Source organism: Cognatundibacterium curvum (assembly GCF_014284235.1).
Taxonomy (GTDB): Bacteria; Pseudomonadota; Gammaproteobacteria; order Burkholderiales; family Burkholderiaceae_D; genus Undibacterium; species Undibacterium curvum.
Genome location: NZ_JACOGD010000003.1, coordinates 277890 through 289603, shown reverse-complemented (window position 1 = coordinate 289603; position 11714 = coordinate 277890). Strand labels below are relative to the sequence as shown.

The 11714-nt window shown below is 48.1% G+C and carries 13 protein-coding genes and 1 tRNA gene; 1 reads left to right on the top strand and 13 read right to left on the bottom strand.

Annotated elements, in window-relative coordinates; translation table 11 throughout:
* Positions 1-3: 3 nt before the first annotated feature.
* Complete coding sequence (locus H8K43_RS07465) at positions 4-1158, top strand: PepSY-associated TM helix domain-containing protein (protein WP_268970619.1); 1155 nt, start codon at positions 4-6, stop codon at positions 1156-1158.
* Between the two features lie 21 nt (positions 1159-1179).
* Here the strand turns inward: H8K43_RS07465 and H8K43_RS07460 are convergent, their stop codons facing one another.
* From H8K43_RS07460 to H8K43_RS07400, 13 genes are all read right to left on the bottom strand, one after another.
* Entirely contained in the window at positions 1180-1632 is a 453-nt protein-coding gene (locus tag H8K43_RS07460; RefSeq protein ID WP_186903241.1) for an RrF2 family transcriptional regulator, read from the bottom strand.
* Between the two features lie 227 nt (positions 1633-1859).
* Positions 1860-2630: a subclass B2 metallo-beta-lactamase gene (gene bla / locus H8K43_RS07455; RefSeq protein WP_186903240.1), complete on the bottom strand. Its 771-nt coding sequence runs from the start codon at positions 2628-2630 to the stop codon at positions 1860-1862.
* A 469-nt stretch (positions 2631-3099) separates the two neighbouring features.
* Positions 3100-3807: a hypothetical protein gene (locus H8K43_RS07450; RefSeq protein WP_186903239.1), complete on the bottom strand. Its 708-nt coding sequence runs from the start codon at positions 3805-3807 to the stop codon at positions 3100-3102.
* Complete coding sequence (locus tag H8K43_RS07445; RefSeq protein ID WP_186903238.1) at positions 3800-4201, bottom strand: hypothetical protein; 402 nt, start codon at positions 4199-4201, stop codon at positions 3800-3802. The genes H8K43_RS07450 and H8K43_RS07445 overlap by 8 nt, the downstream gene beginning before the upstream one ends.
* Positions 4202-5320 (bottom strand): hypothetical protein, encoded by a 1119-nt coding sequence (locus tag H8K43_RS07440; protein ID WP_186903237.1) that lies wholly within the window; start codon positions 5318-5320, stop codon positions 4202-4204.
* 453 nt (positions 5321-5773) lie between these two features.
* Positions 5774-5849: transfer RNA gene (locus H8K43_RS07435), tRNA-His, on the bottom strand.
* Between the two features lie 161 nt (positions 5850-6010).
* Positions 6011-6559: a hypothetical protein gene (locus H8K43_RS07430; protein WP_186903236.1), complete on the bottom strand. Its 549-nt coding sequence runs from the start codon at positions 6557-6559 to the stop codon at positions 6011-6013.
* Positions 6560-6756: 197 nt separating this feature from the next.
* Positions 6757-7200 carry a copper chaperone PCu(A)C gene (locus H8K43_RS07425; RefSeq protein WP_186903235.1) on the bottom strand — a complete coding sequence of 148 codons (444 nt, stop codon included), beginning with the start codon at positions 7198-7200 and terminating at the stop codon, positions 6757-6759.
* 21 nt (positions 7201-7221) lie between these two features.
* A complete protein-coding gene (dusA, locus tag H8K43_RS07420; protein ID WP_186903234.1) occupies positions 7222-8220 on the bottom strand; it encodes a tRNA dihydrouridine(20/20a) synthase DusA in 999 nt (332 codons plus the stop codon).
* 321 nt (positions 8221-8541) lie between these two features.
* The gene (locus tag H8K43_RS07415) at positions 8542-9225 is read right to left on the bottom strand and encodes an amino acid ABC transporter permease (protein WP_186903233.1); all 684 of its coding nucleotides are present in this window, start codon (positions 9223-9225) and stop codon (positions 8542-8544) included.
* A gap of 58 nt (positions 9226-9283) precedes the next feature.
* Positions 9284-10027: an amino acid ABC transporter permease gene (locus tag H8K43_RS07410; RefSeq protein ID WP_186903232.1), complete on the bottom strand. Its 744-nt coding sequence runs from the start codon at positions 10025-10027 to the stop codon at positions 9284-9286.
* Complete coding sequence (locus H8K43_RS07405) at positions 10024-10797, bottom strand: amino acid ABC transporter ATP-binding protein (RefSeq protein ID WP_186903231.1); 774 nt, start codon at positions 10795-10797, stop codon at positions 10024-10026. The genes H8K43_RS07410 and H8K43_RS07405 overlap by 4 nt, the downstream gene beginning before the upstream one ends.
* 27 nt (positions 10798-10824) lie before the next feature.
* Positions 10825-11652, bottom strand: coding sequence for an ABC transporter substrate-binding protein (locus tag H8K43_RS07400; RefSeq protein WP_186903230.1), 828 nt, complete (start codon positions 11650-11652; stop codon positions 10825-10827).
* Positions 11653-11714: the final 62 nt, after the last annotated feature.

Below are 11714 nucleotides of genomic sequence, written 5' to 3'. Positions count from 1 at the left end.
GCCATGATTAAAGGTTTACTACGCCGCTTTCTGCGACAGTTTCATCTCCTGTGCGCATTATGCTTCGGCTTGTTTTTATTTGCGTCCGCCCTCACCGGCAGCATACTGAGCTGGCGCCATGAACTCGATGCCAGCCTCAATCCTGATTTATTTCATGTCGCCGCCGCGCCAGCCAGTTGCAACAGTAAGCACTGTGAGCATGCGCAGCAAGCCGCGCTGATAGACTGGCTCAATAGCCAGCCCGGCTATCAGCGCCCATCCATGCTGAGCTTCCCGGAAAACCCTGAACGCGCGGTGATCGCCTGGTACAAACTGCCAGCCCCAGCCAATACTGGATGGCAGTTAGCACGCTCACGTCAAGTGATGATAGACCCGCTACGACGCCAGATTTTGGGGGAAAGGGTATGGGGTGACATCGGCTTTTCCCGCGCACTGATCATCCCTACGCTATTCCATGTACATCGCTATTTTTTAATGGGTGACATCGGTAAAACTCTGATGGCAGTGACCGGGCTGGTATTGCTGCTGAGCTGCCTGCAAGGTCTGCTGTTATGGCTGCCTGCCGCCAGCCGTCAGGCCTGGAAAAAATCCATCACGGTACATTGGCGTGGATCGCTGCCCGCCTTGCTGTACAGCCTGCACCGCAGCGCAGGTGCGCTGCTGGCGCTGTTGCTGATGATGCTGGGCTTGACCGGTATTTACTTCAATCAACCGGGCTGGCTGAGTCCGGTGTTTCCGGCACAGGTAAGAAAATTACCCGATGCAGCGCCAGCCGCTACAACGACTCAGGCTTTGCCACTCACCGCATTGCTCGCAATCGCGCAGCAAGCCTTTCCCGATGCGCGTATCAGCCGCATCAGTCTGCCAGCCTCGGCTGGAAAACCGCTGGAAATCCGCCTGCACCAAGCCGGCGAACTCAGAAAAGAAGATGGCGCAACCCGCATCAGTCTGGACCCTTATAGCGGCGCGATACGGCAAATGATTGACCCTTTAAAAATGCAGGGTAGCGAGCGCTGGGTCAGCTGGTTTTATCCGCTGCATAGCGGAGAAATCGGCGGCACCGCGGGCAGGATCTTGATTTCCCTGTGTGGGCTGGGCCTGCTGTTACTGATGTTCTCAGGCTATGTGATGTGGTGGAAAAAGCGCAGAATATCGTGATCCTGGGGCAGTCACCCGCGATCAGCTCCTGTGACTGTTAGGCGGATACAGATTGATGACGTGCAGTTCAGATGGTTTAGTGATCAGGTCCTCCAAAGTCACCTGATCCAGCACCTGCAGATAGGCCGCTGTAGCGGCTGCCAGCACGCCTTTCAGATTGCAGCCCTTGGCGTACGCGCAGCTATTGTTTTCAGCATCAAAACATTCGGCCATATCAAAATCCGTCTCGGTGCTGCGCACCACCGCGCCGATACCAATTTCACGCGGCTCCAGATTCAGCTTCAAACCACCATGACGGCCACGCACCGTCTCTACCATATTCGACATGCCCAGTTGATGCACCACCTTAGTCAAATGGCTTTTGGAAATCGTGTGCAGCTCCGCGATCTCTTGTATCGTCACCAGCCGGTCCCGATGCAGCGCCAGATAAATCAGGGTGCGTAGAGTGTAATCGGTATAGGCAGTTAATTTCATGTCCGGTGCAAGTCCACTAAGAGTTTCAGCAAGCGCCGCTTTGACCATTCATACAGCGCACATCAGCCAGCCATATTGTAGAACGGCTGGGCACAGTATGTCACATGCTACAGCTTCAGCCGCCTGAAATGTCACAGCAAGCACCAATACTGGCGGCTAAATAAAAAACGATGTAAGCAGACCTCTGCATTACATCGTTTCTACGAAGGCTATTTATCTAAAAAATTTCACTTAGGCTTATTCTGATTCGCCGCCAGCAAGCCCAAATAATGATCGATCAGGCTGACACCATGCACCGGCGTATCATGGCCCGCAATGATGGTGTCCACCTTGATTTGACCCGATAGAATTTTTTCCTTTAACTTCATGAGCGTCTTAGGATATTCCTGCAAATTGGCGAAACTCAGATTGCCCAATTTTTCTTTCAAAATGCAGTTACCGTACAAGACTTTCTCATCCGGGAAATACACAAATATCCCATCTTCCGTATGTGCCGGACCCAGATAAAAGGACTTCACTTTACCGTCTTGCAAATCGAAATCTCCGGCATACACCTGATCAGGCAGGCTTAAAGCCAGTTGCGGATAAGCAGAAAAACCAGCGCGTGTGAAATACACGATACCGTCCCAGTCTTTCTTTTCAAGATCATAGGTTTGCTGGGTAGAGACGATCTTTGCACCTATGCTTTTCCAGTAAATGTTCCCGCCTGCGCGGTCGGTATGGTAATTCGCATTGATCACTTCGCGCACCGGTTTATCACTGACTTTTTTTATCTCAGCATACAATTCTTTCGCAGTTTCAGGCGTCCAGGTTGCACCAATAACCGTGATGGACTTCTCGCCGATATACACCATCGAGTTCTCCTGCACATAGGCCTTATCCTCAACCACATAAATCGGCCCTTTGAGATGCGTCAGCTTAATCGCCCGCTCATGCGCACCCGCAGTCAGCGCGGCAAACAGCAAGCCCAGTGAGAACACAACTTTCACTAATTTCATATATCTTCCTTTCATTGTATTCATCGCCCTGCATCAGCAATCGCAATTACACGTACCTGTTGCGAGACGATGAACATTAAGCCAAGGGCTGCACCTTCGCCACGAGACTCACGGCGAAGCCCCCCTCTGAATACGGCAAGCCTGCGTTCAGTTTGGTTGGAAGGTGGGTGGCAGGTAAAGTTCCCTACGCTTCATAAGCTGAGTGGAGAGTGTTTTTTTGCTTGGGAGCTATTGGAAAAGTGGTCAAGAAAAGCTCAGAAATATTCAGCATCTTTAAGACTTCAGCAACGCAAACGAGTGTCATCAAAGCATCCACTAGTCAGCTTGCCTTAATGCAAAAGAGTTACGTAAGCAATCTTAAAAAAGAAAAAGTGCAGATTGCAAATGGGGGGTACGGAATATCAGCACACATCGTGCTGACATATCACTCTGACTTACAGTACAAGCTCTGCTAATACGACGCAATTTTCTAAACTACCGGCTTTTTTCTACTTGTCTTCGTCGTTTTTGAGGTTGCTTTCTTTACTTTAGATTTTCGAGCGGAAGCATCTGTTGGTCTAAATTGTAAGGCGACAGGCATATGACGAACTAAAAACTGCCTTCCAGTCACGTCATGAATATGTTTGGAGTAAAACATATTCATATTTTTAGGGCATGGCTTTGTGGTAATTTCTTCAAATTCAGGCGCCAACGTCTTTAGTTTATTTTCCCAATTTTCTTTTTGCTTCAATATATTCGACCCAGAACAACAGTATAAGAGCATACCTGCATGAACGTGGTCAAAATTACCTCCAGCTGGTCGATATCGTGTGCAAAGCTGTCTAAATCCTTCATCAAACTTTTGGTCTTTCTTTGCTTCGCCTATCCATGTTAGTCGACCAATTTTTACTATCAGGTCGACATGCCCGCCTGACGACTGGTCATGATTCGCATCATAGCCAGCCGTGCAAAGGTTGCACACAAATTCGGCAGTTATTTGATCTTCGCTTTTTTCATATCGATACTGTGGATTAGCTTGAAATTGATTAATTAATCCATCCAAATCATCATATAGAATTCGTATAAACTCTTCATAATCTTGAGAGATGTATATGTTTAATCTTTCTTGGTAGCGTGATGCAAGATCATTGCCTCCAATTAATGCAGCAAACTTGGCTGCTCCCATAAATTCAGTCATTTGCGTTCAACCCTGACTGACTAAAAAAATCACCTACCTCAAAAGCCACCAAAATCTGATTGAGATCACGAACGACGACCCCTTGTGAAGGGTGTACAAATGCACCATTACGGAAAATTTCCACCATTTCTGAAGAGGAAAATTCGGTAACATCATCATTGTCAAAAAACAAAAATATTTGCTTCAAAACAAAGCATCTAGGTGAGCTTAGGTACTGAAGTGCCGTCGCTAACTTTTCTTCATTATCGGAATTTGCAATGGCTTTCAGCCTAGCAAAACTAAAATGCTCCAATCGGTTCTTCGGTTCACACAAATGACAAAAAATAGCCTCACAGAAAGATGCCGTTAATGCATCTTTCTGCCAGTCTGTTTTAAATTTATCAATTGGGGTCATTTACGCAATATATTTATCGATTTTACTCAAGACAAATTTGAACTCATCTTCCGAATAACAATCCCTGATCAAAACCTCGGGGAAAATGATCGGTGATGCATACAACATTCTCACACTCCCAGGCACGATTAATTTAGGCCGACCATTGAAATTCACATGCTCCCATTCGACACCAATCGTATAAGGATCAATGCTATCCACGGCACCTTTACCGCCAGTATGAAATTTATCGCTTCGCAGATCCTGGCCTTTTTTCCTTAACAGCTTTGCGCCGTTATTTGACGAAGACTCCTTTGCATTTGCAGTAAAACCTAATTCAAAAACCTTACCTTCGCTTTTTTCATTATATAAATTAGTAATTATTTTGACGAAGTTTTTCGGTGCAGTTCCAAATGGACCGTAACCAAAATTTTCAATAGAAAGTGCATCAAAAATAAACCGAAGATTATCAGCTGCATGCTTTCTTTGATCAACCGGCAGTCCAAGCGGGGAGTCGACTCTTAGTTCTACCAGGTCGCGATCAAGATGAATAACAACTGCATCAAAAGCTTGTCGCCGAACAGGCCTGATCCCAATGATCTCCGAAAAATCCTCTAGTTTCTCTCTCTCAGCTTCTTCAAACAAACTTTTTTCAAGCTCGACTCTTTCGTGGAATGATCTTACGGAACAGAAAATAAAATAAACCGCCGATCCAACACGTTTAATCTCACATAACTGTGGAGCCTTTTGTTCGTTTAACTTCAGAACTTCCGAATCGCATACAGCCCAGGGAAGCTTATCCTTAAATGCATTTTGTGGCACATCTATCTCAAGCGCCCTTTCATTAATAGCCTTTTTAAACTCGGCTAAATGTGGCATTTTTTCAAAGCCATACAGCTTAACTAACTTATCTCCAGCCAAAGTATGATTAATAAAACTATTTAGCAATATTTTACCTGCATGTTTTACTGCTTTTGACTCATCAAAATTTCTTAAATTGATTAATGTGTTGCTCCAGCCAAGTTTTGTTGGAATGAAAAGATCTGACAACAATTTCTTACCAACAGCAAATGGAAATCTTTCAGCAATACTTTTGAAGGTGTTTTGAATTGAACTTTCACTTTCGTATTTCACATCCATAAATCCTCAGCTTTTCAATTATTTACAACTCACAAGAAATGTTGTGAGGAAAACATAAAATTATAAAAATACCATTTAGATTATATTCGTTACAAATACTTTTATGCAACATCTTAAGGCTTGCAAAAATACAGATAGCTGAGATCAAAACCAAATACTAAGAATTGACAAATGGACCTCTACGGGGCGCGTATTGAGAAAAGGCAGAACGTGGGAGTGGGAGCAATTTGCACCGAAAGACATGCCCCCCCCAATTATGTGGCAATAAGGGCGAAACGTGGCGAAATGAATGGTATCTATGCAATCAGCGCGACTAATGACCAATAAAACTTTGCTCGTCGGTCCGAAAAAAGACGAATAGCAAGATTTTAGAAAGTTTCTAAATCTTAGAAAATCCAAAGAAAAAAGGCTCACATGAAAATCACGTAAGCCTTTGATCTATAACGAATTCTTTGGGGTGGTCGATGGGACTCGAACCCACGACGACAGGAATCACAATCCTGGACTCTACCAACTGAGCTACGACCACCATTGCTACTGCATTATTTGCAAATACTGCAGCAAGTAAGCTGCGCATTATACGGGGTGTATCGATTTTTAGCAATCCCCCGCGCTGCGGAAATTATTTTTTTGCGAATATTGACTGGTTCGCTGTTTGAATCACTGACCTATACGCTGACCGATACCGCTTCAGGCGGCGCTCGCCAGCCTGGGCAGCAGTTGCGCCCACAGCCAGGCAAAGCCAGTGCTGCCTGCGTTTGCGTTGTTGCCCGCATTGGCACTGGCAGGTACTGGCAAACGGTGATCCTGTAGCAGCAGTTCGCGCATACGCTCTTTCTGGCCCATATCCAGTGCCGCATACAGCTGCAATGCCAGGTCGCGCATTTCTATGTTTTCAGTGGCTTGTATCTGCTCTTCCGCATCCAGTTGCGCCAACAGTGCAGGCAGACTCAGTTGCGAACCGGCTTTCTTGAGTTGACGACGACTGGCGCGTGCGGCACGCTGACGCATCAGGAAGGCGGCGCGCTCTGCCATACGTGCCCACAGCGCTTGCTGTGCAGACGTGAGTTGCAAATCCTGCTGCATCAGTTGCAAGCGGCAAGCTTTGGCTGATGGCGATGCACTTTGCTGTGCTTGCGGCGTGCGCTGCTCTTGCTGTTCTTGCTGTGCCGGCGTGGAAAACGCGAGTGCCAGCTCGACAGCCAGATCATGACGTTTGAGAAAAGAGATGCGCTTCATAATAGACCACCAAAAACTAAGCGATAAAAAAGCCTACGCAAATTTCTTTGCGTAGGCATAACTCACATTTCGTGAGATGAGGAGCGTGCAGTGAAACTCCGGACAATATAACTTTGATCAGAATTTCGCACCGCTGCTCTTACACTTTTTTACCTGAGCAGGTGGAATGACACATTTCGCACCAGGCACGTAACGAATTACATTTTGTGTTCAGTCGCCGTGATTTGTTTGACGGGCGCTTTCACTTCCAGCACTTCGCGCTTTTTGTCCTTGCCTTCAAAAGTCAGTTTCAGCGTGACGGTTTCGCCAGCCTTAGCCTGCGTTTTCAACTCCATCAGCATGATGTGATAGCCGCCCGGTTTCAGCTCAACTGCCTTACCCTGATTCAGCTCCAGCGCGTCAACTGCGCGCATTTTCATGACGTCTTTTTCCATCTTCATTTCATGGACTTCTGTGACGCCTGAAATCGAAGATTCTGCGGCAACCAGACGCACGTCCTGGTTACTAGTCAGAGTCATGAAGGCACCGGTCGCTTTTTGCTGAGGAACAGTCGCGCGTACCCATGCATCTTTAACGCTGACCTCTGCCTGCGCCATCAGACTGGCGGATGCCAGCAACAGAGCGATTACACTTTTTTTCATCTGAGTTCTCCTGAAAAGCAGTTAAACCGGAGCATCCGGCTTGTCTGCACTACGATCAAATGCACTAACGGTTTTCATCCGCGCCAGCGCATCCAGTAAAATTTCTGGCTTGCCTGCTGCCAGCAGTTTGCTATCCGATAAAGTCTGACGGAAAGCACGCGCGCCCACCAGACCCATCATTAAACCTAACATATGGCGTATCACACTGTTTAAGCGCAAACCTTTGCCATTATTCCCATACAGTTCCAGCTGCCGGTGTATATACGGAATCATCAATTCCAGAATTTCTTCACGCGTATTCACACGTGCGTGATCACCGTAAAAGCGCGCATCAAAATCGGCCATGAAATATGGATTGTGATAGGCCTCACGTCCTATCATCACACCATCCACGTGCTGCAGATGCAGCTCCATTTCATCGGCAGTCTTGATGCCGCCATTCAGGATAATTTCGAGTTCAGGAAATTCCTGCTTCAGGCGGTAGGCATACTCATACTTGAGCGGTGGGATTTCGCGGTTTTCACGTGGCGACAAACCCTTCAAAATCGCGGTGCGCGCATGAACGATAAAAGTGCTGCAACCCGCATCGGCTACAGTGCCAACAAAGTCGCGCATGAATTCATACGAATCCACATCATTAATACCGATACGATGTTTGACCGTCACATCGATAGAGACCGCATCGCGCATGGCTTTCACGCAATCCGCCACCAATTGCGGCTCCGCCATCAGACAGGCACCAAACGCGCCTTTTTGCACGCGCTCAGACGGACAACCACAATTCAGATTGATCTCATCATAGCCCCACTCCTGCCCCAGCTTCGCACATTGCGCCAGATCCGCCGGTTCGCTGCCACCGAGCTGCAATGCCACCGGATGCTCATCCGGATTGAATTCTAAATGCCGCTGCACATCTCCATGCAACAATGAACCAGTCGTCACCATTTCGGTGTACAACCAGGTATGACGGGTGATGTGGCGATGAAACTGACGGCAATGACGGTCAGACCATTCGAGCATGGGGGCCACAGAAACGCGGCGGGCAGGTAAAGCAGATTTAGTCACGGCAAGCACGGCAAAACGTTGAGCAAACCGACATTGTACCCTTAAGCTGCTGGCTGATAGAAATCCGTGGCAAACCTGGCTTCCATCCCAGACATACTAACTCTTGTCCCTGAATAAGCTGTCAATACTGCCCATGCAAAATAAACAATCAGAGGCTTACTGAGCTGTGAACATGCTTAGCTCAATTTTCGCTGCAAATCTGGAGCAGAGAACTGCTACTTCCAAATGCGCGCAAGCTGCTTAGCATCAGAAGAAACTTAAATTAGCGATGCCAAGTCACAGAGGCTTAGTTTTCAGTACGAGTCGCGGCAACTCACTGAGTGCGGTGCAAAGGATGAAGTAAATCGCACCGATGAACAGGAATATCTCGGCGGGGTAAATTTGGGTGCGGTTGTTAACCTGATTGGCGACTGTGGTCAGCTCGGGTACATTCACCACCAGCGCCAGAGACGTGTCCTTGATCAAGGCTACGAATAAGCCAGTGTAAGATGGCAGCAGATTGGGCATCGCTTGTGGCAGCAAAATATGGCGCAACACCTGCCAACGACTCATGCCACTGGCAATTCCGGCTTCGGTTTGGCCACTAGACAAAGCTTCCAGCCCAGCCAGGGTCGCGTGCATCACAGATGCAGCGCTGAACCATGCAATTGCAAGCACCACCGTGCTCACGCCTGAGATATCGCGGCCCAGCCAGCGTGGCAGTAAAAAGTATAGCCAAAAGATGACCAGTATCAGCGGTATGCTACGTATCAGTTCTGCTACAGAAAACAAAACACGGCGGCTCCAACCCTGAAAATACCAGGCAACAGCAGCAGTCGCAATACCAGCTACTAATGCGATTAGCCCGGCCGACAAAGACATCAGCAGAGTCAGCAGCAAGCCGCCGACTTCACCGTCTGCGGTACGGCCAATTAACAGGTATTGCCAGTTATTGGCGATCACATCAAAATCAAAATTCATGAAAAAAACTCCTGCAGCGCGCGAAGACTTTGCAAAGACTGTGCAACAAGCAAATCAATCAAGTAGAAAAACCTGAATGTCTGGCCGGACCAAAGCGCAGCAATAACTGCCCCATCAGCAGCCCCAGTATCAGGTAGAGCAAAGTCGCAATGGCATAGGCTTCAATCGCGTGTGCATTAAAGCTTTCGATCTGGCGTGTGCTGTAGATGATTTCTGCGAAGCCTATGCCTGACGCGAGCGAAGACAGCTTCATCAAATTCAGGTATTGACCTATCATGGGCTGCCACGCATTGCGCATCGCTTGTGGCAGCAAAATATAGCGCAATGTTTTCCAGCGACTAAAACCCTGACTGCGCGCAGCCTCAGCCTGACCGGGTGGCACAGCCTGCAATCCGGCGCGCAATTCCTCAGCTAAAAATGCTGCGGTAAACCAGCTCAATCCCAGCCATGCACAAAAGAACTCGGGAGACAAACAACGAAAGCCGTTTGCCAGCGGTGAAAACCAATGATCACTGACAATCCAGTCGCGTACCGCCTCAGGCAAGGCAGGATAGACAGCGAAATACCAAAAGAAAATCTGCACCAGCAAAGGCGTATTCCGGAACACCAAAACGATGCCCTGCGCAAGATTGCGCAAAGCCCTTAACTCACTGGTACGTAACAAAATCAATGCCAACGCAAGCACACTGGCGGCGATGCTGCCAAGCACGGTAATCAAACCTGTATTCAATAAACCCGCCAGCAACCATGAGGCGGGCGGACCACTCAGCACGCCATTCCAGTCTAAATGAAAGCCGCTCATGACTGACCTGATTGCGCAGGTAAAATCTGCTGCAAGAATCGTTGCGCGCGCGGATGCGCAGGCTGAGTAAAAAACTGTTCAGGTGTCGCAACCTCCAGTATCTGCCCCTGATCCATAAACACGATACGATCTGCCAACTCTCGCGCAAAGCCCATTTCGTGCGTCACGACCAGCATCGTAATACCGGTATGGGTAAGCTGACGCATCACTGCTAATACTTCGGCGATCATCTCTGGGTCCAGTGCCGAAGTCGGCTCATCAAACAAGAGGATAGATGGTTGCATCGCCAGCGTGCGTGCAATCGCCACCCTTTGCTGCTGGCCACCGGATAGCTGTGCCGGAAAATGATCTGCCTTATCGGGCAAACCCACTTTCGCAAGCAAGGCATCGGCACGCTGACGTGCATCATCCCGATTCACGCCCAACACCTGGCGCAAGGCCAGCGTGATATTGTCACGCGCACTCAGATGAGCATATAGATTGAATTGTTGAAACACAAAGCCTATGCCCGCGCGTAGAACCTGCAGCTGGCGTTGACGCAGTGTGCGCGTGGTTTGACCGGCGATCAGAATATCACCGTACTCGTAATTTTCCAGACGGTTGATGGTACGGATCAGGGTTGATTTACCTGATCCTGAGGGACCACAGATCACGACCACCTCACCGGCAGCGATCTGCAAATTCAGGTCCTGAAGAACAGAAAAATCGCCATAGCTCTTAGAGACATGGCGAAATTCTATCGCAGGCACAGCGTGTTCAGTCTGGCGCATTGATATCTTTAAACAAAACTGAAATACTTACTTAGGCGCGGAAATTTTGAAGTTTCTTGGCTCAGGTGCAGCCGAGCTTTTACCGAACCAGCGCTCATGAATTTTGGCGGCTTCACCGCTTTTTTCGAGCTCCAGCAAGGTGCTATTCACCACATTCAGCAATGCAGTTTCGCCTTTCGGTGCACCGACACCGATGTGCTCAGTGCTCAGGTATTCCGGCAGAATTTTGAAGTTTTTCTTATCCGCTGCGTTTGCCAGCAAACCGATCAAAATAGAGCTATCCTGGGTAATTGCTTTGACACTGCCATTACGCAAAGCAGTGAGCGCCAGCGGCACATCATCATAGGCCACCACTTGCGCCTTAGGGAAGCGCACATGCAATTCCTGTTCGCCGGTCGTGCCTTTTACTGCGCCGATGCGGGCGTCAGCAAATGCATCGAGCTTATTCGCGGCATTGGATGCCACCAGAAATTGCTGACCTGTGACAAAGTAAGGATAACTGAAATCGATGACCTTGGCACGCTCTGGCGTGATCGTGATATCGGCGACGATCAGATCGGCTTTACCGGATTGCAGCAGCGGGATGCGATTAGCAGGATTGGTAGGAACCAACTCCAGTTTGACGCCGATTTTTTTTGCCAGTGCTTCAGCAAAATCAATATCATAGCCCACCACTTTATGTGATTTTGCATCGACCGAACCAAACGGTGGATTACTATCAAATACCGCAGCACGCAGTACACCGGCTTTTTTAATATCGTCCAGTTTATCGGCCAGCGCCAGCTGAGAAAAAGAAAGTGCAGCGACGGCGACGCTGAACAAATATGAGATTTTTTTGATTTTGAAATTCATCATTTACTCCATCCATGAGTTAAGACTACGTGAGCTTGAATCACTGCTGATGGAATAAAGTATAT

Coding starts and splice junctions, on each gene's coding strand:
- H8K43_RS07405 (WP_186903231.1), bottom strand. CDS start 10,797: ATGCGCCAGACTGAACACGCTGTGCCTGCGATAGAATTTCGCCATGTC.
- H8K43_RS07450 (WP_186903239.1), bottom strand. CDS start 3,807: ATGACTGAATTTATGGGAGCAGCCAAGTTTGCTGCATTAATTGGAGGC.
- H8K43_RS07425 (WP_186903235.1), bottom strand. CDS start 7,200: ATGAAAAAAAGTGTAATCGCTCTGTTGCTGGCATCCGCCAGTCTGATG.
- H8K43_RS07465 (WP_268970619.1), top strand. CDS start 4: ATGATTAAAGGTTTACTACGCCGCTTTCTGCGACAGTTTCATCTCCTG.
- H8K43_RS07460 (WP_186903241.1), bottom strand. CDS start 1,632: ATGAAATTAACTGCCTATACCGATTACACTCTACGCACCCTGATTTAT.
- H8K43_RS07400 (WP_186903230.1), bottom strand. CDS start 11,652: ATGATGAATTTCAAAATCAAAAAAATCTCATATTTGTTCAGCGTCGCC.
- H8K43_RS07445 (WP_186903238.1), bottom strand. CDS start 4,201: ATGACCCCAATTGATAAATTTAAAACAGACTGGCAGAAAGATGCATTA.
- dusA (WP_186903234.1), bottom strand. CDS start 8,220: ATGCTCGAATGGTCTGACCGTCATTGCCGTCAGTTTCATCGCCACATC.
- H8K43_RS07430 (WP_186903236.1), bottom strand. CDS start 6,559: ATGAAGCGCATCTCTTTTCTCAAACGTCATGATCTGGCTGTCGAGCTG.
- H8K43_RS07410 (WP_186903232.1), bottom strand. CDS start 10,027: ATGAGCGGCTTTCATTTAGACTGGAATGGCGTGCTGAGTGGTCCGCCC.
- H8K43_RS07440 (WP_186903237.1), bottom strand. CDS start 5,320: ATGGATGTGAAATACGAAAGTGAAAGTTCAATTCAAAACACCTTCAAA.
- bla (WP_186903240.1), bottom strand. CDS start 2,630: ATGAAATTAGTGAAAGTTGTGTTCTCACTGGGCTTGCTGTTTGCCGCG.
- H8K43_RS07415 (WP_186903233.1), bottom strand. CDS start 9,225: ATGAATTTTGATTTTGATGTGATCGCCAATAACTGGCAATACCTGTTA.